The sequence below is a fragment of the Ruegeria sp. YTSA144 genome (assembly GCF_059610125.1).
The window spans coordinates 1-21,317 of sequence record NZ_JBXWNA010000008.1 but is presented as its reverse complement, the minus strand read 5'-3'; the positions used below and the strand labels follow the sequence as shown (position 1 = coordinate 21,317).

Below are 21,317 nucleotides of genomic sequence, written 5' to 3'. Positions count from 1 at the left end.
ACGTGACATACAGACACATAAACAAGGAGGATCGCAATGAGCGTGAGCGCACATCTGACGGAACTGAAGAAAAAGCACGAATCTCTCGGTCTGGAAGTGGAAGAAGCCCAACGCTCGCCAGGTATCGATGATCTCCATATTGCTCAGCTGAAAAAACAGAAGCTCAAGCTGAAAGAAGAGATCGAACGCCTGTCTGCTTAAGTTTTCAGGCTGGCGCGGGCCGCTATCAAGGCTCCGCCGGTGATCAGGAAGGCCGCGATCGCAAGCCCCCAGGATGGGGCGGCGATCCCGGCCACCACCAAAGCTAGGGTCGACAACAACGGGGCCGCATAGGATGAGGTTCCGAGGATTTGTATGTCGCCTTGCTTGACGCCTATGTCCCAGACGTAGAACGCCAGCCCGACGGGTCCAAGGCCGAGCGCCAGCACCGACGCCCAGCCCAGTGCCGTATCGGGCAGTACAGTGTCTTCCACCGCCAGATGCAGCAGCCCCGAGGCGAGCGCAGCCGCAAGGCAGAAAATTGCGACGGAACTCGTCGGCGTGCCCTCCAATCTGCGTGATAGAACGGAATAGCCCGACCATGTCATTGCGCACAGCAAGGCCAGTGCATATCCGGGCAGGTATTGGGCCTGAAAGCCCGCACCGCCGCCTCCGGCGATGATCACAGCGGCACCTGCAAATCCAAGACAGGCGCCGATCAGGTGACCGATACGCAGATGCTCACCTGGCAAAAGCCCCGACAAAAGCACAATGAGCAAAGGCCAGAGATAAGCGATCAGCCCGGCCTCGGCAGCCGGTGCCATGCGCAAGGCCGAAAAATACAGCGCGTGATAGCCAAACAGGCCCAATGCGCCAAACAGGTAGGTCGTCCAGGGGACTCGCTTTAGATCGCTCAGACCACCTGTCACCATCGCCCAGACAAGCCCAAGCGCACCGCCAATCGAAAAGCAGATCGTGTTCAGCAGCAGGGGCGGCGTAGGCGCCGACCCGACGGTGAACAACGCCAGCAAGGCCCATAGCAAGACAGCTACGAAACCGATGGCCGTTGCGCGCATTTTGGTCATGGGTGGGAAACCTCTTCAATCGGTATGATTTTGAACTCATCCGATATATGCGCGGTTTTTTCAATCTCGGTCAGGAACCAATCGCGAAACGCTGCGATCTGAGGTTTCTTTTCGGCCCCCGGCAGGCAAAGAAACCGGAACCGGCCTTGTGTTTCCAGTGCCACCTTGAACGGTGCAACCAGGCGGCCTTCGGTCAAGTCCTTGAGAATCATGGCGCGTCGCCCCAGTGCCACGCCGACACCGGCAACAGCGGCATCAATCGCGTGATCTGCATTGGAAAAATGCGCGCCATGGGTCGGGGTAAAATCCATTCCCACGGCACGGAACCAAGCGGGCCAATCGCAGGGCGGGGTCAGAAAACTGATCGAATCGTCATGGATCAGCGGGGCCGCTTCAAGGCTTTCCGGCGTGGTGAATTGTTCCGCCAACTCCGGGGTCATGACAGGGGTCAGCCATTCCTTTCTGACGGGAACGGAATACAGCCCGTCATCGGCTGAATTCCCGAACCGGATGGCGACATCCACATCGTCCCGCTCCAGATCCATGTTGCGTAGCGTGGCCGAGAATTTCAGATCGATCTCGGGATGCGCCCGGGCAAATTCATAGAGCCGCGGCGCCAGCCACTTGGCGGTCAAAGCAGGGCCCGCGGTGACGGTCAGGCTTGTGTCATCTTCCTGTCTGCGCACTGCGCGCCACGCGGATTGCAAGGTGGCAAACCCTTCTGCCGCACCGGGCGCAAGGGCACGGCCCGCCTCGGTCAGTTCTACGGCGCGGTTCAGGCGGCGGAACAGCGGACGTCCAAGGTGTTCTTCAAGCGACTTGATCTGAAAGGACAGGGCAGCTGGTGTCACATGCAGCTCTTCCGCCGCCTTCGCAAAAGACATGTGCCGGGCCGCGGCGTCAAAAGCACGCAACGCGGTCAGCGGAGGAAGATAGTCACTCATAGTGAAGTAAATCTTAACTGAAGATCCAAGAAAGCTCGTTTGTCGCTTTCATTCGTAACCCTCATATTAACATCAGGTCAAATAAAACTGATTTGAAAAAGGAGACTGCCATGATCGAGATGACGACAAATCCCGCCGCCCAGATGGTGATCCTGCGTGCCCATCAAGAGCGCAGCCGGGTGGTCTGGCAGTTTTGGGGATGGTTATTCGGTTCCCGCTGATCGCAGCGCGCGCGTTCTTACGGGATCAGAAAGGGCCGGCCCAAAGGGACCGGCCCGTTTTTTGTTCACAAGTCTGGATCAGACGAAGAATTGCGCACCGTTGGCCGAGATCGTCGAACCGTTGATGAACTGCGAATCGTCCGATGCCAGGAAGACCACGCAGCGCGCGATTTCCTCTGGCTCACCCAAGCGGCCGGCCGGGATTTGGCTAATGATGGACTCGCGCACCTTCTCGGGCACGGCCATGACCATTTCGGTTGCAATATAGCCGGGGCAGATCGCGTTGGCAGTGATGCCCGCCCGCGCGCCTTCCTGCGCCAAAGATTTCACGATGCCCAGGTCGCCGGCCTTGGTCGCAGCATAGTTCACCTGAGCGAATTGGCCTTTCTGACCGTTGATCGAGCTGATGACGATGACACGGCCGAACTTGCGCTCGCGCATGCCGGGCCAGATGGGGTGTACGGTGTTGAACACACCGGTCAGGTTGGTGTCGATCACGTCCTTCCACTGGTCGGGGGTCATTTTGTGGAACGGAGCATCGCGGGTGATGCCTGCATTGGCGACGACCACATCGATGGGGCCAACTTCGGCTTCGACCTGTTCGATGCCCGCTTTGGATTCGTCGTAATCCGCGACGTTCCACTTGTAGGTCTTGATCCCGGTTTCTTCGGTGAATTTTGCAGCGGCTTCGTCATTCCCCGCATAGGTGGCCGCAACGTTATACCCTTCGGCTTTGAGCGCCTTGGAAATTGCTGCGCCAATGCCGCGGGAACCGCCGGTTACGAGAGCTGTTCGTGCCATTTATGACTCCTTCAATTTTAGTCGTCTTGGTAATGCTGTTACTCTGAGAGATGATCGTGCGCAATATTGTTTCGTCGTGAATCTTGGTTTCCGGGCGGCAATATCGTCGCATCCAAGGGTTAGAACCTCAATGTAACAAAAAAGGCGCCCAACTGGGCGCCTAATTCTATTTGATTGTCAAAGCGCTTAGTCGCGCTCCACACACAGGGCAACGCCCATGCCGCCGCCGATGCACAAGGTCGCCAGACCCTTTTTCGCATCGCGCCGTTTCATTTCGAACAGCAGGGTGTTCAAAACACGGCACCCCGAAGCACCGATCGGATGGCCGATGGCAATGGCGCCGCCGTTTACGTTCACGATCGACGGATCCCAGCCCATATCCTTGTTCACGGCGCAGGCCTGTGCGGCAAAGGCTTCGTTGGCTTCGACCAGGTCCAGATCGTCAACCGACCAGCCTGCTTTTTCCAGCGCTTTGCGCGATGCATAGATCGGGCCGACGCCCATGATCGACGGGTCCAGACCGGCGGTCGCATAGGACGCGATGCGTGCAAGAGGTTCGATTCCGCGCTTTTCGGCGTTTTCGGCTGACATCAGCAGTGTCGCGGCCGCACCGTCGTTCAATCCCGAGGCGTTGGCTGCGGTGACCGAACCGTCCTTGATGAAGGCCGGGCGCAGTTTGGCCATGGCTTCCATTGTTGCGCCATGACGGATGTATTCGTCTTTGTCCATCACGATGTCGCCCTTGCGGGTCTTGATGGTGAAGGGCACGATTTCGTCCGCGAACTTGCCGGCCTTTTGGGCTGCTTCGGCTTTGTTCTGCGAAGCGACGGCGAATTCATCCTGCATTTCGCGGCTGATCTGCCATTTCTCTGCAACATTCTCGGCAGTCTGACCCATGTGATAGCCGTTGAAAGCATCCCAAAGACCATCGCGGATCATCGTGTCGATGTATTTCATGTCGCCCATCTTGTGACCGGCGCGCAGCGCGGCGGCGTGGGGTGACAGGGTCATGTTTTCCTGACCACCAGCAGCGACGATTTCCGCGTCTCCCAGCTGAATATGCTGGGCGCCCAAAGCAACGGCGCGCAGGCCCGAGCCACAAACCTGATTGATGCCCCATGCGGCGCTTTCCTGAGGCAGGCCGGCATTGATATGCGCCTGACGCGCGGGATTCTGGCCTTGGGCGGCAGTCAGAACCTGACCCATGATGGTTTCGCTGACTTCGCCTTTTTCCACTCCGGCGCGCTCGACAACTGCTTCCAGGACGGCAGCGCCCAGATCATGGGCAGGGGTGTTCGCAAACGAACCACTGAAGCTGCCGACACCTGTTCGTGCGGCGGATGCGATTACTACGTTGGTCATATGATCAGTCCTTTACCGTCATGGGCCAGCGGAATTTCTGACGGCGCAGGTCAAGAGGTGTCCTCTCGAAACAAGAGCGCCCCGTGATCCCCCGCTCAAGTACCCTTGCAATAGCGCAACGCTGCACTTGCAGCAACGGGCAGCTTGTCTCAGTGTCGGAAAAGGTGGGAAAATGTCGATGAGCAGGCAATCAACTTCCTGTTTTTGATTTGTTTTCCTGTTTCCAGGGTTCCGCGACGCTGGGTGCGCCATACAAGAATCCTTGCAGGCAATCCACGCCACTTGCCACCAAAAACGCTGCATCCTCCTGCGTTTCAACCGATTCGGCCGTGACCAGAATTTCGAATTCACGGGCCACCGCGATCAGCGCCCGCACCAATGTCTGGTTGTCGGGGTCGGTGCTGATGCCCCGCACGAACTGTCCATCGATTTTGGCTGCGTCGAACAGAAACTCGCGAAAATGGCGGAAGCTGAAGTTGCTGGCACCAAAGTCATCCAGCGCAAAGGCGATGCCACGATCCTGCAATCGGTCCATGAAATCGACAACCAACTCGGGCACCTGCATGGCCGAGCTTTCGGAGATTTCGAGGATCAACCGTTCGCCCAAGCCGGCATCTCGTTTCAGAAACCTGTCCAGTATTCTCGACCAGTTGGAATAACCGATCGAGCGGGCTGACATGTTGATCGACAGGCGTATTTCCGGGTTCTTCGCCAAGGTACGCAGCCCAAGCTCCAGCGCCACGCAGTCGAGTTCGCGGCCGATAGGCGTGTTTTCGACCTGAGGCATGAATTCGCGGGCCGGGATGACGCGGCCGGTTTCGTCCAGAACCCGAATGAACCCTTCGTAAAACGCGACACTGTAAGGGGCGTGCGCCTGTATCACCGGCTGAAAGGCCAGTTTGCATTGCTTATGCTTCACGGCATCGGTTGCCATCTGCACAACCGAACGATCCCGTGTCGAAACTGCCGCATTCAACGGGCTGTCCGACCCTTCAGGCAGATGTGCCAGTTTTTTGTTTCCCATAAGCGCGGATTCCCATGTGTCCGGGACAGGTGTCCGGTCACAGTCTCGGGGCAAAGAGATGAATCTGCGGTTAAGGGGTCGGAAAAATTTCCGCCTCGGGGGCTCAGCGGGTGGATTGCCAAGCGCGCGCCAAAGAGGCTGCGGCGCCAAGTATTGCGCCCATCGCACCTAGGGCCATCATTGCAAAACCCAGCGCGATCAGGGCTGAAACGGCGCCCCCAAGGGCTGCGAGCATGGCCATCAACAGGCCGAACAGGCCGAAAAAGGTTGAAATGGTTGCCAAACGATTCATACCGACCCTCGCTCACTCAATACACGGCGCCTGTCGACCGATATGGCGTTGAATGGCCGAGTTTCAAGGCACAAGCAGGGTTCAGCCGGCCGTTTCAGGCCTGTTCTGCTTGTCCGCTGGGCAGTTTTTTGTCCAGATGCTCAAAACCTGGCGTTCCGCGATCTTCCGGATGGCGCGCCAGATGCTTGGCCTTGATCTGTTCCGAACTGTCCCGGCTGCCATCGTGGCTGTACCCCGGTGGGGCAAAGCAGTAGGCCAGCCGCTGTTTCAGGGTCAGGCCCGGCTGGGTCGCGTCGCGCCAGATGGCCACCCATTCGTGAAAGGCCACCCGCAGGGGATTGAAGGTGCCGATATTGTGCACCAGACCATAGTCCACCCGGTCGTCCTCCTGCTCGGGGACGAAGGTGCCGAACAGCTTGTCCCAGATGATGAACACCCCGGCATAGTTGCAATCCAGATAGCGCGCGTTGCGGCCGTGATGGGCGCGGTGGTGACTGGGCGTGTTCATTACCGCCTCGAACCAGCGGGGCATCTTGCCGATGGCTTCGGTGTGAATCCAGAACTGATAGATCAGATTGAGGCCGCCGACGAACAGAACCATCGCCGGATGGAACCCAAGCAGGATCAGCGGGGCGCGTACGACCATCATGAAAGTGAACGTATAGGTCCAGGTCTGCCGCAGCGCGGTCGTCAGGTTGTAGTGCTGTGAACTGTGATGGTTTACGTGACTGGCCCAGACCCAGCGGATGCGATGGCCAAAGCGATGGACCCAGTAATACCGCAGATCATCCAGGACAAAGCACAGGATGATAACCGGAATTGACGTGCCCAGGTTCATCGGCGTGATTTGCCACAGCCACATGAAAAACGCATAGGCGATAAAGCCCAGCAAAAAGCCCGACGCGATGTTTCCGGCGCCCATGATCAAAGAGGTCACCGCATCGCGTGTTTCATAGCGCCCGCCTTTGCCTTTGACTGCGATCCACAGAAACTCGGCCAGAATTGCTGCGATGAAAAAAGGAACGGCCCATTGTACCGCATCGGGAAAACTAATTTGGTCTGTCATGCGGGCTCCATCAGGTCACGCCAGTGATGGCGTTCGAATTCGTCCAGTCGGATGAGTGTTTTGGGCACCGAGAATTCGTGAAACAGAATCTCAAAGCCTTCCGGATGATCCAGAAGATCATAGTCCAGCAGATGCCGCGCCACGGTGTCGGCCCCGAAGGACCAAAGCAACCCATTGCCGGTACTGGTGCGCACCACCGCGGCGTGGCCATCATGGGAAACCGTGACATCGACCACATCGTCGTCCGGAAAGTGACGTGCCCATTGTGAGCGTGCAGTGTCGGGCGTCAGCATCACCTGCTGCGACCTGCCGGTGAGATGCAATAACAGGGTGACGCCAGCTATGCCGCCGACGACCAGCGCCAGTAGAACTTCAAGTGGCATTCCATCCTCCTGAGCGCAGAGTGCAAAGGAGTTGAAACTCTGTCAAAGGTGGCGTTGCGTCAGCTGTTTTCCAGCTGTTCCAGTATCTCGTGTTGCACCACACGTTCGACGAAGGGCACCAGACCCTCGGGGCCGGATGTACGATCCTTCAGATGGATGCAGATATCCGGACGGCGGGCGGCAATAATGCCCACCATTTCACCACGGATCGTGTCGTCAAGCCCCGCGCCCAGGATGGCGCAGGCAATCCGCGGCTCGGCATCCAGCTGTTTTCGAACCTCGTCCGTGTCATGTGCGCCCAGCCACTGAATCGGCAGATGATCCAGTTGCCGCGCCACATCACCGATCACATTTGGCAACCGTCCGATCAGCAGTACGACGGGTTTCATCATTGCCTCCATTCTCTAAGGTCGCAAACGGAAACCGGCCCATAGGGGCCGGCTCAAGTGTAACACGAATCGAAAAGAGCCGCGTGCCTAATTGGCAATCGTGTAGACTATGGCGTCGCCTTTGCCTTTGTTGCGAATGAACTCCACCTGAGACCCGTCAATTTTGACCTTCAGGCAGTCTTCAGGAAATTTCTTCTGACCCGCGACGACATTCCGACACCAGAAACGTTTGTTCCAGACCCAGGCACCGGTTATCTTTACGTTGTTTCGCCCCACGCCTTCAATTTTTCCGTCCGGGGAAATAATCAGCCAAGTATCACCGCTAACAAGCTTTTTACCCGCTACAGCTTCGATAAATTGCTTTTGTTTCTTCAGCTCTTTGGCTTCAGCGGCAGACGTTAGCCCGGTGACAAGTAGTGCTGCAGCTGCCAGATTGAAAATGAGTTTCATAAAAATCCTCCCACTCTTAATGCGTGGGAGGGTACCATAAATCCGCGAATTTTTCTAAATGCGTTAACTTTCGGCGCCAACAAGCGTCGAGATGATCGCTTTGGCACTGTCCGAGTTCCATTCGGCGTCGCCGATCAGCCGGGCGATTTCCTGTCCTTCGGGATTCAGGATGACCGTGATCGGCAAAGCGATGACGCCGAACTCACGGGCAGCGGCCGAGCTGGGGTCCTGGTGACGGGGCAGGTTGGCGATACCGTTTTCTTCAAAGAACTTTTTGATACCGGCAGGTGAATTGCGACCCGTGGCCAGTGTCAGAACCTGAAACTTGTCACCGCCGAACTCTTCCTGAAGCTCAGCGATCTGAGGCATTTCCTTGCGGCAGGGCGCACACCAGGTGGCCCAGAAATTCAGCAGCACATATTTGCCCTCGTAATCAGCAAGCGTGCCGACACCGCTGTCGTCTTCCAGCTGGAACTCGATTGATTTGGCGGGTTTCGGCTCCTTGTGCAGGATCAGACGTTTCAGGCTGTCTTCCCGCAGAGGGGCCAGCGTCTCGGCATCGGTCGCCAAGGCGGCATTTGCACCCAGCGCAAGGGCCATATAAAGGGGGATCAGACGAAATAGGCGCATATCAACTCCGGGTTTTCTTACATGACCGATCAATCCTCGAACCAGATGTGGGGCGGCCGCTTTGCCGCCGGTCCAGACGCGATCATGGAGGCGATCAACGCCTCGATCGGGTTCGATCAGCGGATGGCAGCCCAGGACATCGCAGGCTCGCGCGCCCATGCGGCCATGCTGGCTGCCACAGGCGTCATAAGTGATAGTGACGCCGAAGCCATTCGGGAAGGGCTGCTCACCGTTTTGTCAGAAATCCAGAACGGAGAGTTCCAGTTTTCGACTGCGCTGGAAGACATCCACATGAATGTCGAGGCACGCCTGAAAGAGATCATCGGCGAGCCCGCAGGCCGTTTGCACACAGGGCGTTCGCGCAATGATCAGGTCGCAACGGATTTCAAGCTGTGGGTCCGCGATCAGCTGGACGCGGCTGAATCCGGCCTGTTGGCCCTGATCCGCGCGCTTTTGGCGCAGGCCGAGGCCGGGGCCGATTGGGTCATGCCGGGCTTTACCCACCTGCAAACGGCGCAGCCGGTGACATGGGGCCATCACATGATGGCCTATGTCGAGATGTTCGGCCGTGATCTGTCCCGCGTTCGTGACGCCCGCGCCCGGATGAACGAATCCCCACTGGGTGCGGCGGCGCTGGCTGGCACGTCCTTTCCGATCGACCGTCATATGACGGCCCAGGCGCTGGGCTTTGACCGGCCCGCTGCCAACTCGCTGGACGCCGTCAGCGACCGGGATTTCGCGCTGGAGTTCCTGTCGACCGCCTCGATCTGCGCCGTCCACCTGTCGCGCTTTGCCGAAGAACTGGTGATCTGGTCCTCGGCGCAGTTCCGCTTTGTTACACTGTCAGATCGGTTCTCGACCGGCTCGTCGATCATGCCGCAGAAGAAAAACCCCGACGCGGCCGAGCTGATCCGCGCCAAGGTGGGCCGGATCTTTGGCGCCAACACGGCGCTGATGATGGTGATGAAGGGCCTGCCGCTGGCCTATTCCAAGGACATGCAGGAAGACAAGGAACAGGTCTTTGATGCCGCCGACAACTGGATGCTGGCGCTGGCGGCGATGGAAGGCATGGTCAAGGACATGACCGCCAACCGCGACAGCCTGGCCGCTGCCGCCGGCTCGGGTTTCTCGACTGCAACCGATCTTGCCGACTGGCTGGTGCGCGTGCTGGGCCTGCCATTCCGCGATGCGCATCATGTTACCGGATCGCTGGTGGCCATGGCCGAGAAGAAGGGCTGCGACCTGCCGGATCTGGCGCTGGATGACATGCGGGCGGTCCATCCCGAGATCACAAATGACGTCTACTCTGTCCTTGGTGTCGAAAACTCTGTAAACTCACGCCAGTCCTATGGTGGCACGGCCCCGGATCAGGTGCGTGCTCAGGTTGAACGATGGAAGGCAATGGTGTGATGACCGTGCTGCGAGCGATCCTGATTGCAGGGTCCGGCCTTATGCTTGCCGGATGCGGAGCCGACGGCGAGCCCGTACAGCCCGCGCCCGCTCAGCCAACTGTCAGTGCGACCATTGGGGTCGGCTCAAGCGGAGCGTATGTTGGCGGTGGTGTGGGTCTGAGCCGTGGGCCGCTGGGAATTTACCTGGGTTTCTAAGTCACTTTCATATTGCGTATCGGTTTTGTTTCTACCAACGTGAATTGGCATGCCGATGCGCATGTCATCCAAAGAAAAGATAATGAAATGAGAACACTAGGACTGTTTCTGGTATTTGCGGCTTTGACGGCTTGCGAATCTACATCGGCAAGACGCCCGGAACCTGTGGAAGATCCCGCGCGCTCAGGTTCTGGAGTATCCATTTCCGGTTACGCGCGGGCAGGGGTTTCGAAGACCTTTTAATCGATCGGCTGATGATCTCAGCCAACCACCGGGTGCCCGCGCTGCTGTAGGCACTCGATCAGGATATCGCGGCGTGTATTGCGTATATCTGCCGCACCTGCGACCGCACCCGCCGCTGATCCGACAGCCGCTCCGGCCAACGCGCCCTCGGCGTTGCTGACCGAGTCGTCCGCGATCCCGGCCAGTGCGCCAACTCCGGCACCGATAAGGGCCTGGGACCGGGTTTCCGGGTTCCACAGGTTCTGGGATTTGGCCACGGCGCGGCATTGTTCCAGATCTGCGGCAAAGGCCGGACCCGGTTCGGCCGACAGAACGGGCTGATGTTGCGCTCCGGTGCCGCTGCACGCGGCCGTGATCAGGGCCAACGGTAAGGCCATCAATGTGAAACGTTCCTTGAAAAGCATGGGTTTTCCTTCTTCTTGAGGTTTTTGAATAGGGTCTCGGGTCTCATCCGAATCGGTATGGCTGCGGTTTCGGTTCGGGTGTGAGCAGGGTCGGTTCAGATGTGTCCAAGGCTGCGATGGACCAGCGCAAGGACATAAAGGGCGAGGACGAAATCCAGGATTTCGACCAACCCCAGCATCAGCGGGATCGGGTCGGGCGATGTCGGAAAGACATGACCGAGGTCCAGAAGGACCACGAAGACGTACCCCCAGGCCGCCACGATGGCGCCCCAGCCTGCGGCAACCGAGCCGCGCAGCATGGCCACCGCCGATCCTACGGCCAGCAGGGCAAGTGCGATCAGAAAGGCGTTGAAGCCCCAGAACACTCCTCCGCCCAACCCCGAGAAATCCCGGGTCTCGATCGGCCCGCCGGGGACAAGCGTGACAAAGCTGGCGACCAGAACAAGCAGAAGTCTGGCGGCGGTTGCAGTGTGGAGGGGCGTCGACAGCGATGTAGGTTCGGGGTTGGATCGTGACGGGTGTGCCATGGCGAAATCCTTTTAATGACTGGCGGGTCATAAATGGATGCGGTTTTAATGACCGTCAAGTCATTAAAAGAATGAATTTGCGTGACGCGGCGTCCAATCTGCTTCAAGAAAGGGCGAACCGGACGAAAACCAGGGGCCGATATGCCAAAGATCGTCGATCGCGAGGAAATGCAGGGGCGCATTCTGGATGCGGCCATGGCCTGTTTTCTGGACCAGGGTTATCACGCCACCAAGATGCAGGACGTGGCCCGCCAGTCTGGGCTGGCCAAGGGTACGCTGTACCTTTACTTCCAAAGCAAAGAGGTTTTGCTGTTGGCGCTGTTGCAGCGTTATTTCGACGACATCCGTGCGCGTATCCGCATGATCCCTTCCCCGCAGACGCTGGACCAGTTCATGATGGGGCTGCGCCTGACCATGCCCGCAGACCGCTTGGCCGCCACGCGTCTGTTCTTCGACGTTCTGGGGCCCGGATTTCAGGACCCGCGCGCGGCCGAGATCATCGGCGGTTTCTTTGCATGGCTTGCCGACCACTACGCAGCGCAGTTCGAGCCCCTGATCGAATCAGAAGAAATTCGCGACGACCTCAGCGCCCAATCTGCTGCCCAGGCGGTTACGGCAATGCTGGATGGGCTGGTGATCCACCTGGCGATCTTCGGTGTCGATAAAGACGTGTTCGAGACCCGGAGGGATGCTGCGCTGTCGCTGCTGGAGGTCGGCCTGCGGGGATGAATTGTAGCGCCCGCGGTGCCAGCCGCCAGCCCCCGTTTGTTTGACGCACGGCAAATCCCGTTGATCCGCCGGTCCTTTTTGGTCTAAGCGCGCAGGTATGGATCATTTTCTCTACCGCGACGGCGCGCTTTTCGCCGAGGATGTCCCTGTCTCCGAAATCGCTGCTGCGGTCGGAACGCCGTTCTATGTCTATTCCACCGCAACCTTGCTGCGGCATTTCCAGCTGTTCGACGATGCGCTTGACGGCACGGACCACCTTGTGTGCTACGCGATGAAAGCGGCCAGCAATCAGGCGATCCTGAAAACTCTGGCACAGGCGGGCGCGGGGATGGACGTGGTCTCGGGCGGGGAATACCTGCGCGCCAAGGCGGCGGGCGTTCCGGGCGAAAAGATCGTGTTCTCTGGCGTGGGCAAAACGGCGGATGAGATTCGTACCGCGCTGACCGGAGGCATCCGTCAGTTCAACGTCGAATCCGAGCCCGAGATGGACGTGATCAACGCCGTTGCACTGGAATTGGGTGTGGTTGCTCCGATCACGGTCCGGGTGAATCCGGATGTGGATGCCAAGACCCATGCCAAGATTGCGACCGGCAAGTCCGAGAACAAATTTGGAATACCGATTTCCCGCGCGTCAGAGGTCTATGCCCACGCCGCCAGCCTGCCAGGTTTGGAAGTGATCGGTATCGACGTCCATATCGGCTCGCAGCTGACCGAACTGGAGCCGTTCGAGCTGGCCTATACGAAAGTGGCCGAACTGACTGAACAGTTGCGGGCTGAAGGCCACAACATCCGCCGTCTTGATCTGGGCGGTGGATTGGGCATCCCCTATACCCGCTCGAATGACGCGCCGCCGCTGCCGGTGGAGTATGGCGCGTTGATCAAGAAAACACTGGGCCATCTGGGCTGTGAGATCGAAATCGAACCGGGCCGCCTGATCGCAGGCAATGCGGGGCTGATGGTCAGCAAGGTGATCTATGTGAAGTCGGGCGAAGGCCGCGATTTCCTGATTGTCGACGGGGCCATGAATGACCTGATCCGCCCGGCAATGTACGAAGCGCATCATGATATCGTCGCGGTGCAGGAACCGGTGGCCGGCGTGGAACAGCAGGCCTATGACATCGTCGGCCCGGTTTGCGAATCCGGTGACACATTTGCCAAGCAGCGCAACATGCCGCCGCTGAAATCGGGAGACCTGATCGCCTTCCGCAGCGCGGGTGCCTATGGCGCGGTGATGGCCAGCGAGTACAATACCCGCCCGCTGATCCCCGAGGTTCTGGTCAACGGTGATCAATTTGCAGTCATTCGTGAACGACCAAGCTTTGACGAAATCATAAACCGCGATACCATACCTTCATGGCTTTGACGCGATGACCGCGCGGGCCTAACCCCGGAGGCCCGCTTTGTCCGACCGTTCAAACCTGCCTATTCCGCGCCTGTCCGTGTGGCTGACCCATGTCGGCATGGTGGCAGAACAGGTGTTGCGCGCGTTCTGGCCGGCGTTCTCGATCGTGCTGGTTCTGCTTGCGGCGTTGATGCTGGGGCTTCAAGATATTGTTTCCGTGGAAATTGTCTGGGCAGTTGGCGCGCTGTCCCTGGGGTTGTTTTTGACGGCTGCGGTGCTTGGCCTGAGGGTTCTCAAGTTGCCTTCGCGCGCCGACGTTTTGGTGCGGCTGGATGAGACCTTGCCGGGACGCCCAATTCAGGCCTTGATGGATGATCAGGCCATCGGTGCGGCCGATCGGGATTCCGTGGCGCTATGGCAAGCCCACAAAACCCGGATGGCGCAACGGGTCGCAACGGCCGAGGCCGTGAAGCCAGATCTTCGGCTGGCATCGCGAGATCCTTATGCGCTGCGCTACGCGGCATTGCTGGCTTTTGTCGTAGCGCTGGTTTTCGGCTCTTTGTGGCGCGTGGGGTCGGTGGCGGACATGGCCCCGGGCACTGCCGCCGCCGGGCAGGGGCCAACGTGGGAAGGATGGGTCGAACCCCCACGCTATACGGGCCTTCCAACGCTGTATCTTGCGGATCAAACGGATGCAGAGCTTTCCGTTCCCAAGGGCAGCCGCGTTACCTTGCGGCTTTATGGGGAGGTTGGCGCACATAGCCTGACGGAAAACAGCTCGGCCCTGGGCGCCGAAGCGGTGACCGACCCCGAGCAGGAGTTCGTGGCAGAACGCTCTGGCCAGTTGCGCATCGACGGGCCCACGGGGCGCGAATGGGCCGTTGAGATCATTGACGACACGGCACCACAGATAGCCGTGGCCGGATCGGCCGAGGCCGAGGCGGGCGGGCAGATGAAACTGCCATTCGTCGCAGGAGATGACTATGGCGTCGTTTCAGGCTCAGCCCGGATCGAACTGGATCTGGCTGCCGTTGACCGCCGCTATGGCCTGGCGGCAGAGCCCGAACCACGCGAAGCGATCGAGGTTGAACTGCCGATGCCGATCACGGGCGACCGGGCGGATTTTGCCGAAGATCTGATCGAAGACTTTTCGCAACACGCCTGGGCACACTTGCCGGTCCGGATCACTTTGATGGCAGCGGATGCGGCGGATCAGCAATCTTCCTCCGAACCTTATGTGACCGACCTTCCGGCCCGTCGGTTCTTTGATCCGCTGGCCGCGGCGGTGATCGAACAACGGCGCGATCTGCTCTGGTCGCGGTCCAATGCGCCTCGGATCGCGCAAATGCTGCGGGCTGTGTCTCATCTGCCGGAGGACCTGTTTCGTTCGGACACTGCCTATTTGCGTCTGAGGGTCGTGCTGCGGCGGCTTGAGACCTTTGATCAGTACGGGCTGAAACCTGAACAGCAGGCCGAGATCGCCCAGGCCCTCTGGGATCTTGCGGTGTTGATCGAGGACGGCACGCTGGCGGATGCGCTGGAACGGATGCGGCGCGCGCAGGAACGTCTGACCGAAGCGATGCAGAACGGGGCCAGCGACGAAGAAATCGCGGAACTGATGCAGGAATTGCGCGACGCGACGCAGGATTACCTCCAGCAGTTGCAGCGGCTGGCGCAGCCAAACGGCGAAGATGGCGAGCGGCAGCAGGGCCAGAACGGCGAGTCCCTGCAAATGACGCAGGATGATCTGCAACGCATGATGGACCGCATTCAGGAACTCATGGAACAGGGCCGCATGGCCGAAGCCCAGCAGGCGCTGGAAGAGTTCCAGCAGATGATGGAAAACATGCGTGTGACTCAGGGCCAGGGTCAGGGCCAGCAGTCCGAAGGTCAGCAGGCCATGGAAGGTCTTGCGGAAACTCTGCGCGAACAACAAGGTCTGAGCGATCAAGCCTTCCGGGATTTGCAGGAACAGTTCAACCCGGGCGCTCAATCCGGTGAAAGCCAGGGCAATGAGGGGCGCAATGGCGGGCAAGGCCGGGGGCAAAGCCACGAAGGCCAGGGCGGTCAGGGGGAAGGCTCGGATCAGGCTGGCGAAGGCCAGCAGGGTCAAGGCTCACTTGCGGATCGGCAGCAGGCGCTGAGAGATGAGCTGAACCGTCAGCAACAGGGGTTGCCCGGTGCCGGCACGCCCGAAGGCGACGCCGCGCGCGAGGCGCTTGATCGGGCCGGGCGTGCCATGGACGAGGCGGAACAGGCCCTGCGTGGGGATGATCTGGCCGAAGCCATCGACCGGCAATCCGAGGCCATGGAAGCCCTGCGCGAAGGGATGCGTTCGCTGGGCGAGGCGATGGCGCAGAACCAACAGAACCAGCCGGGTCAGGGAACGCAGGATGGCGACATGCAAGCCAACAACCGCGATCCGCTGGGCCGAAACCCGGGTGCCGCCGGTTCGATTTCAACGGATGAGAATCTGCTGCAAGGCGAAGACGTGTACCGCCGGGCGCGGGAACTGCTGGATGAAATCCGACGCAGAACTGGGGAATCGGACCGCCCCCAGATCGAGCTGGAATACCTGAAGCGTTTGTTGGAGCGGTTCTAGACCTTAGTTCTGGGCACCGGATCCAGCCTGTGCCTCAAGCCAGATACGCGCCTGATCCACAAGCGAAACATATGAGCTCAGCAACGGGTCGGCCTGAGGGACTGCTTCGCTGATCTGTTGGGCATTTCCATAGATCAGATACAGAACCACGCCGATAATCAGCATCAACGCAAAGCCGCGGAGGAATCCGCCCGATTTGCGGGGTGGTTGCGGCGCCTCTTCCGACTCGTCAGATCGCATGGTCGAATTGATGGCTTCGACATCCGGCAGCGCGTCTTTCTGCCCGGCATCGACAGCGGTTTCCGAAGCCGAAGGCCGCTTGGGGCGCACCTTGGGTTCTGGGGGTTCTGGCGGCGTATCCAGCCCCAGATCGGGCTGGCTTTCGAGGCTGCTGCCTTCCTGCGCCCGCAATTCCGCTTCGCGGGCAGCTTCTTCTTTCAGAATGCTGGCAACGGAAGGATCGACACTCCCGGTGGTCGCGGCGGGTTCATCAACTTCTGGCTTGTCTTCGGATACCGCTTCTTCAACAGGTTCCGGTTCAGCGTCCTGCGGAGCGTTAACCACGTCGGGCGATGCGTCATCCTGTTCGGGGGTTTCCGCTTTTTCATCCGGTGCGCCTGCGGTTTCGGCAGGGTGCTTCGCTTGAAACCAGGTCTGATCGCAGTTGGAACACTGTACGTCGCGGCCTTCCTCGGGGATGACCTCGTCAGGAACCTCGTACTGCGCACTGCAATTCGGACATGTTAGACGCATGCTGCCTCCTCGGCCGGGCGAAGGGCCGATAATAGTTTTTTCAGGAATGATATTCGGTTAAGACCCAACAGCAAAGAGCGTTTTCGGTTTCGCGGGTCAAGTGTCACCAATTGGACTCGGTAGAGCCATTGAAACCATCACCATGCTCGGGCAAGAAGAGCGGCAAAATAACGGGGGCACGTGTGATCGAGCTGGAAAATGTCAGCTACACCTACGGTGGCGGCGAATTGCTGAGTGACGTCTCGGTACAATTGCAGCCGGGTTCGTTTCACTTTCTGACCGGGCCTTCCGGGGCGGGCAAGACCACGTTGCTCAAGCTGTGCTATGGTGCCCTGCTTCCGAGCTCAGGGCGGTTGAGCGTGTTTGACCAGGATATTTCAGCCCTTGATCGCGACCAGCTGGCGGTGCTGCGCCGCCGCGTGGGTGTGGTGCATCAGGATTGTCAGTTCCTAGACCATATGACGCTTGCCGAAAACGTTGCGTTGCCGCTGATGGTGTCCGGGCGTTCGGAAACATCCGAGCAGGAAAACCTGACCGAGCTGCTCAGCTGGGTGGGTCTTGGCTCCAGGCTCGAAGCGCTCCCGCCTGAACTGTCCGGCGGCGAACGCCAAAGGGCCGCTCTGGCGCGTGCCGTCATATTGTCGCCTGACGTGGTTTTGGCGGATGAGCCGACGGGCAATGTTGACTGGGAGATGTCGCAACGGCTGCTGCGTCTTCTGATCGAACTGAACAGGATGGGCAAAACCGTCCTGATCGCCACCCATGACCTGAGCCTGATTCGCGCGGCCAAAAGCCAGGTGCAGGCGCGTGTCTTGCGTATTTCGCAGCGCAAGCTGCAACTGGCGGGGGCGGATTTATGATCAGTCCTGACCTCAGAAATCTGTTGCGCGGCGACAAACGGGCAGACCGGGTTGTTCCTCCAACGGGATACACGGCGCACCTGACCCTTTTTGTCGCGGGTGCGATGGCGTTTCTTGCAGTGTTCGCCTTGGCCCTGTCTCTGGCGTCGGGGCGCATTGCGGATCGTTGGGCATCGGAACTGGCCGGAGCCGCAACCCTGCGCATCAACGCGCCCGCGGAACAGCGCGCGGCCCAGACCGAGGCTGCGTTGACGGTTCTTAGCCAAACGCCCGGCGTGGCCTCGGCCCGTGCTTTGACGCAGGAAGAGCAGGCGGCGTTGCTTGCCCCGTGGTTCGGGCCGGACCTGCCGCTGGATACGCTGCCTGTGCCGCAGCTTATCGAGATCATTGAAACCGAACCGGGCATCGATGTGGCCGGGTTGCGTTTGCGATTGGGGGCCGAGGTGCCGGGCGCCGTGCTGGATGATCATACGCGGTGGCGGGAACCTCTGGTCGATGCGGCGATGTCCCTGCGTCGACTGGGGTGGATTTCAATCCTGCTGATCGGCGGTGCGACCGCTGCCATGATTACCCTTGCCGCCAATGCGTCACTTGCCGCAAATGCCCAGATCATCGAAGTGCTGCGCCTGGTCGGCGCACGCGACGGGTTCATAGCGGGCGCATTCGTAAGGCGGTTTACTTATCGCGCATTTTTTGGAGCCTCGGTCGGTACATTGCTGGGAATGACCGGTGTTCTGATGCTGCCCGAAGCCTCGGATGCGGGTGGGTTTCTGGCTGGCGTCGGCTTTCAGGGCAAAGACTGGGTGTTGCCGGTACTTATCCCGATCCTTGGTGCCATGGTCGCGTTTTTTGCCACCTGGGCTGCGGCCCGACGCAAATTGAAGGAGCTTTCCTGATGTTGATGGCTGTTCAATGGGTTCGGTCGTTGATCTTCATGATCGTGATCTACGCCTGGATGCTGATCCTTGGCATTGTCTTTCTGCCCTACGCGTTGTTTTCCAAGGCTGGCGCCCTGAAGGCGTGCAAGACCTACGCGCGCAGTACCATGTGGCTGGCGCGTTGGATGGTTGGCATTCGGTGCGAAGTGCGGGGTAGGGTCCCAACGAACGAAGTGGTCATGGCCGCAAAACACCAGTCTTTTCTTGATATCATCATAATTTTTGATGCCATTCCGCACGGCAAGTTCATTATGAAGCGCGAGCTTTTGTTTACTCCCGTCATTGGAATGTATGCGCGGCGACTTGGCTGTATTCCGGTCAATCGCGGCAAGCGCGGTGCCGCCGTGACCAAGATGGTCAAGGATGTGTCGAAAGAGTTTTCGGAACCCGGGCAGCTTGTGATTTACCCGCAAGGGACACGTGTGGCGCCCGGTGCGAAGAAACCTTACAAGGTTGGAACAGCCGTTCTTTACGAAGGGCTCGGCTTTCCCTGCGTTCCGGTCGCCACGAATGCCGGTGTCTTCTGGCCCCGAACGGGTGTCATGCGCAAACCGGGCCTTGCGATCGTGGAATTCCTCGACCCAATCGAGCCGGGTGTTGGCCGGGACGACTTCCTTGCCCGGCTGGAAGATGTGATAGAAACACGTTCCAACGAGTTGATGCGGGAAGTGGGGTTTGATCCGGATGGAGCACATTCGTGACATTGAAACGCTTGAAGCGTTGTATGGTCGGCCGGGCGCGCCGTCCTTGCGAAAGGTCGTTCATCAGCTGACGCCTCTCTATCGCAAGTGGATCCTCGCATCGCGCCTCTGTGTGCTCAGCACGGTTGGCCCAGAAGGTGTGGATGGCAGCCCGCGGGGCGATGATGGCCCAGTCGTGAAAGAGCTGGATGCGAATACGCTGGCTCTGCCGGACTGGCGCGGCAACAACCGTCTGGACAGTCTGCGCAATATCGTGCGCGACCCACGTGTTTCGCTGATGTTCTTCGTCCCGGGGTCCAACAACGTCGTTCGGGTGAACGGGTTGGCGCGGGTAACGGCGGATGAGACCCTGCGGCATCAATTCGAGAAGGCCGGCAAACGCCCGGCGACCGTGATCGTAATTGAAATTGCTGAGATATACAGCCAATGCGCTCGTGCTCTGATCCGGGCGCGTATCTGGTCCAGCGGGGATGAAAGCGGCAATCTTCCCACGATAGGACAACTTCTGTCTGAGGCATCAGACGGTGCGGAAGGCGGCGCGCAATATGACGAGGAATGGCCTGCGCGCGCCGCAAAAACGATGTGGTAGATGTAGGTGCCAGTTGTGGTTCAAACCGCAGCGGCTCCGATCCTTGATACTTTTTCCAACCAGCGATCGACGCTGCCGGGCTTGGGATAGCTTGCACCGGAAAAATAGGTGAACCGCGTTGGCTTGAAGCCGACGAACCCAAGGATCTGGTCCCGTACCTGACGGATAAGCGCCTGCCTGTATATCAGGCGCATGAACCATCCCGGCGTGTCTGACGTCAGGATGACGCGTGCAGTACGCCCAGTCAGCATGGGCGCCGGGAACCCGATCTTGGTGGTGTTCCGTGTGTCAAACGTTCGCCCCGGAATGAACATTCGGTCGATCAGTCCTTTGAGTTTTGCTGGAAGGCCGCCCCACCACATCGGGGTGGTCAGGACCAGATGGTCGCTCCACTCAAAGTCTTGCAACACTTGCTCCAGAACCGGCTCAAGCGGTTTGAAGTCGTGGTAATTGCCCTGACCGAAATCAAAATCGAATTGCAGATCGCTCAGATGAACCAACCGTACATCGTGCCCGTTTTTGCGGGCCGCGTCTCTGTATGTTTCGGCAAATGTGCGTGACAGGCTGCTTTCTGCGGGGTGTCCGTCAAGGATGAGAATTTTTTTCGGTTGCATCGGGTATCTCCTGAAAAATGACCGTGGTCAGTTTATAGAATCAAAAAATGACCACGGTCAATAAAAAATTTGACCACGGTCAGAAATTATGCGATTGAGCCATATGCAAAAGACGATTCAGAAACGCACGATCAAGACCCGCGCCAAGCTTCTTGCGGCCGCTGAAGAGGTCATCCGCAATGGCGGATATGAAGCGTTACGGGTGGAAGAGGTCGTGAAGGCCGCAGGGGTCGCGAAGGGCACTTTTTTCGCGCATTTCCACGACAAGGATGCGCTGATGGAAATTCTGATCGCGGACAAGCTGAATGCGTGTCTGGATCAGGCCGAGGCCGGAGCACCACCCAAAACTGTTGCAGAAATCGTCGCGTCGCTGGACCCGGTTCACAGTTTCATGACGTCCGAGCGATATGTATTCGATCTGTTGATCAGGTATTCCGGTGCAACAGCTGTCGCCGAAATAGGGCCGGTGGCCTATTGTTTTGAGCGATATTTCCGCGTCGTGATGCTGTGGCTCGAAGATGCAGAGGTGCGCAAGGACGTTCCACCCGAATTGTTGGCCGAAGGTGTGCAGGCCTTTGCCATACAGGCCATGTCATTAAGATTCTGCGCGTTGCATTCAGCGACGACATTTACCGACAGGTTGGAGACCTATCTGAATGCCTGGTTGACCCCGACAGGCTGATCGCCGCCGGGGTCAAGGTTGTCAGCTGTGGATCGGGCCGTCGCCGCAAGCCAGTGCCGCTTCACGCACGGCCTCGGAATAGGTCGGGTGCGCGTGGCAG

General features: G+C 59.1%; 26 protein-coding genes. 11 read left to right on the top strand and 15 right to left on the bottom strand.

What is annotated here, in order from left to right:
- Positions 1 to 36: 36 nt before the first annotated feature.
- A complete protein-coding gene (locus tag AC2FF8_RS16240) occupies positions 37 to 201 on the top strand; it encodes a YdcH family protein (RefSeq protein ID WP_170346328.1) in 165 nt (54 codons plus the stop codon).
- Here the strand turns inward: AC2FF8_RS16240 and yddG are convergent.
- The 11 genes from yddG to AC2FF8_RS16185 all read right to left on the bottom strand — a co-directional run bounded on the left by yddG (position 198) and on the right by AC2FF8_RS16185 (position 8,626).
- Positions 198 to 1,064, bottom strand: coding sequence for an aromatic amino acid exporter YddG (gene yddG / locus AC2FF8_RS16235; protein WP_496880209.1), 867 nt, complete (start codon positions 1,062 to 1,064; stop codon positions 198 to 200). The genes AC2FF8_RS16240 and yddG overlap by 4 nt on opposite strands.
- Positions 1,061 to 2,008: a transcriptional regulator GcvA gene (locus tag AC2FF8_RS16230; protein WP_496873781.1), complete on the bottom strand. Its 948-nt coding sequence runs from the start codon at positions 2,006 to 2,008 to the stop codon at positions 1,061 to 1,063. The genes yddG and AC2FF8_RS16230 overlap by 4 nt, the downstream gene beginning before the upstream one ends.
- Before the next feature lie 299 nt (positions 2,009 to 2,307).
- A complete protein-coding gene (phbB, locus tag AC2FF8_RS16225) occupies positions 2,308 to 3,030 on the bottom strand; it encodes an acetoacetyl-CoA reductase (protein ID WP_170346331.1) in 723 nt (240 codons plus the stop codon).
- 186 nt (positions 3,031 to 3,216) lie between these two features.
- Positions 3,217 to 4,392 carry an acetyl-CoA C-acetyltransferase gene (locus tag AC2FF8_RS16220; RefSeq protein ID WP_171171189.1) on the bottom strand — a complete coding sequence of 392 codons (1,176 nt, stop codon included), beginning with the start codon at positions 4,390 to 4,392 and terminating at the stop codon, positions 3,217 to 3,219.
- Between the two features lie 190 nt (positions 4,393 to 4,582).
- Complete coding sequence (locus tag AC2FF8_RS16215; RefSeq protein WP_257599937.1) at positions 4,583 to 5,416, bottom strand: EAL domain-containing protein; 834 nt, start codon at positions 5,414 to 5,416, stop codon at positions 4,583 to 4,585.
- Positions 5,417 to 5,519: 103 nt separating this feature from the next.
- On the bottom strand, positions 5,520 to 5,708 hold the full coding sequence (locus AC2FF8_RS16210) for a hypothetical protein (RefSeq protein ID WP_170346334.1): 189 nt from the start codon (positions 5,706 to 5,708) through the stop codon (positions 5,520 to 5,522).
- A 94-nt stretch (positions 5,709 to 5,802) separates the two neighbouring features.
- Complete coding sequence (locus tag AC2FF8_RS16205) at positions 5,803 to 6,774, bottom strand: sterol desaturase family protein (RefSeq protein WP_170346335.1); 972 nt, start codon at positions 6,772 to 6,774, stop codon at positions 5,803 to 5,805.
- Positions 6,771 to 7,157, bottom strand: coding sequence for a hypothetical protein (locus AC2FF8_RS16200; protein WP_496880208.1), 387 nt, complete (start codon positions 7,155 to 7,157; stop codon positions 6,771 to 6,773). The genes AC2FF8_RS16205 and AC2FF8_RS16200 overlap by 4 nt, the downstream gene beginning before the upstream one ends.
- Positions 7,158 to 7,216: 59 nt before the next feature.
- A complete protein-coding gene (locus AC2FF8_RS16195) occupies positions 7,217 to 7,546 on the bottom strand; it encodes a hypothetical protein (RefSeq protein ID WP_480683562.1) in 330 nt (109 codons plus the stop codon).
- A gap of 87 nt (positions 7,547 to 7,633) precedes the next feature.
- Positions 7,634 to 7,996, bottom strand: coding sequence for a hypothetical protein (locus AC2FF8_RS16190; protein WP_496880207.1), 363 nt, complete (start codon positions 7,994 to 7,996; stop codon positions 7,634 to 7,636).
- Between the two features lie 63 nt (positions 7,997 to 8,059).
- Entirely contained in the window at positions 8,060 to 8,626 is a 567-nt protein-coding gene (locus AC2FF8_RS16185) for a TlpA disulfide reductase family protein (RefSeq protein WP_425078958.1), read from the bottom strand.
- Positions 8,627 to 8,647: 21 nt separating this feature from the next.
- Here AC2FF8_RS16185 and argH point away from each other — a divergent pair, with 21 nt between their 5' ends.
- Complete coding sequence (argH, locus tag AC2FF8_RS16180) at positions 8,648 to 10,036, top strand: argininosuccinate lyase (RefSeq protein WP_496880206.1); 1,389 nt, start codon at positions 8,648 to 8,650, stop codon at positions 10,034 to 10,036.
- Positions 10,036 to 10,233 (top strand): hypothetical protein, encoded by a 198-nt coding sequence (locus AC2FF8_RS16175; RefSeq protein WP_170346340.1) that lies wholly within the window; start codon positions 10,036 to 10,038, stop codon positions 10,231 to 10,233. The genes argH and AC2FF8_RS16175 overlap by 1 nt, the downstream gene beginning before the upstream one ends.
- Before the next feature lie 260 nt (positions 10,234 to 10,493).
- Here AC2FF8_RS16175 and AC2FF8_RS16170 read toward each other — a convergent pair whose 3' ends face one another.
- Entirely contained in the window at positions 10,494 to 10,880 is a 387-nt protein-coding gene (locus tag AC2FF8_RS16170; protein WP_496880205.1) for a glycine zipper family protein, read from the bottom strand.
- Positions 10,881 to 10,975: 95 nt separating this feature from the next.
- Entirely contained in the window at positions 10,976 to 11,407 is a 432-nt protein-coding gene (locus AC2FF8_RS16165) for a DUF8051 family protein (RefSeq protein WP_496880204.1), read from the bottom strand.
- Between the two features lie 141 nt (positions 11,408 to 11,548).
- Between AC2FF8_RS16165 and AC2FF8_RS16160 the strand changes: the two genes are divergently transcribed.
- The 3 genes from AC2FF8_RS16160 to AC2FF8_RS16150 all read left to right on the top strand — a co-directional run bounded on the left by AC2FF8_RS16160 (position 11,549) and on the right by AC2FF8_RS16150 (position 16,080).
- Positions 11,549 to 12,136: a TetR/AcrR family transcriptional regulator gene (locus tag AC2FF8_RS16160; protein WP_170346342.1), complete on the top strand. Its 588-nt coding sequence runs from the start codon at positions 11,549 to 11,551 to the stop codon at positions 12,134 to 12,136.
- Between the two features lie 97 nt (positions 12,137 to 12,233).
- The gene (gene lysA, locus AC2FF8_RS16155) at positions 12,234 to 13,499 is read left to right on the top strand and encodes a diaminopimelate decarboxylase (RefSeq protein ID WP_425078956.1); all 1,266 of its coding nucleotides are present in this window, start codon (positions 12,234 to 12,236) and stop codon (positions 13,497 to 13,499) included.
- Positions 13,500 to 13,536: 37 nt separating this feature from the next.
- Entirely contained in the window at positions 13,537 to 16,080 is a 2,544-nt protein-coding gene (locus AC2FF8_RS16150; RefSeq protein WP_496880203.1) for a TIGR02302 family protein, read from the top strand.
- Between the two features lie 3 nt (positions 16,081 to 16,083).
- Here AC2FF8_RS16150 and AC2FF8_RS16145 read toward each other — a convergent pair whose 3' ends face one another.
- Complete coding sequence (locus tag AC2FF8_RS16145; RefSeq protein WP_496880202.1) at positions 16,084 to 16,833, bottom strand: zinc-ribbon domain-containing protein; 750 nt, start codon at positions 16,831 to 16,833, stop codon at positions 16,084 to 16,086.
- A gap of 182 nt (positions 16,834 to 17,015) precedes the next feature.
- Here AC2FF8_RS16145 and AC2FF8_RS16140 point away from each other — a divergent pair, with 182 nt between their 5' ends.
- Genes AC2FF8_RS16140 through AC2FF8_RS16125 form a run of 4 tightly spaced genes read left to right on the top strand, consistent with a single transcriptional unit; the run spans position 17,016 to position 19,921 of the window.
- Entirely contained in the window at positions 17,016 to 17,693 is a 678-nt protein-coding gene (locus tag AC2FF8_RS16140) for a cell division ATP-binding protein FtsE (protein WP_170346345.1), read from the top strand.
- Positions 17,690 to 18,589 (top strand): cell division protein FtsX, encoded by a 900-nt coding sequence (locus tag AC2FF8_RS16135; protein WP_425078952.1) that lies wholly within the window; start codon positions 17,690 to 17,692, stop codon positions 18,587 to 18,589. Before AC2FF8_RS16140 ends, AC2FF8_RS16135 begins: the two co-directional genes overlap by 4 nt.
- A complete protein-coding gene (locus AC2FF8_RS16130) occupies positions 18,589 to 19,332 on the top strand; it encodes a lysophospholipid acyltransferase family protein (protein WP_496880201.1) in 744 nt (247 codons plus the stop codon). The genes AC2FF8_RS16135 and AC2FF8_RS16130 overlap by 1 nt, the downstream gene beginning before the upstream one ends.
- Entirely contained in the window at positions 19,316 to 19,921 is a 606-nt protein-coding gene (locus AC2FF8_RS16125) for a pyridoxamine 5'-phosphate oxidase family protein (protein WP_170346348.1), read from the top strand. The genes AC2FF8_RS16130 and AC2FF8_RS16125 overlap by 17 nt, the downstream gene beginning before the upstream one ends.
- 20 nt (positions 19,922 to 19,941) lie before the next feature.
- Here AC2FF8_RS16125 and AC2FF8_RS16120 read toward each other — a convergent pair whose 3' ends face one another.
- Entirely contained in the window at positions 19,942 to 20,535 is a 594-nt protein-coding gene (locus AC2FF8_RS16120; protein WP_170346349.1) for an NAD(P)H-dependent oxidoreductase, read from the bottom strand.
- Positions 20,536 to 20,638: 103 nt separating this feature from the next.
- On the opposite strand from AC2FF8_RS16120, the gene AC2FF8_RS16115 reads away from it, so the two are divergent.
- Complete coding sequence (locus tag AC2FF8_RS16115; protein WP_480686216.1) at positions 20,639 to 21,217, top strand: TetR/AcrR family transcriptional regulator; 579 nt, start codon at positions 20,639 to 20,641, stop codon at positions 21,215 to 21,217.
- Positions 21,218 to 21,317 lie beyond the last annotated feature (100 nt).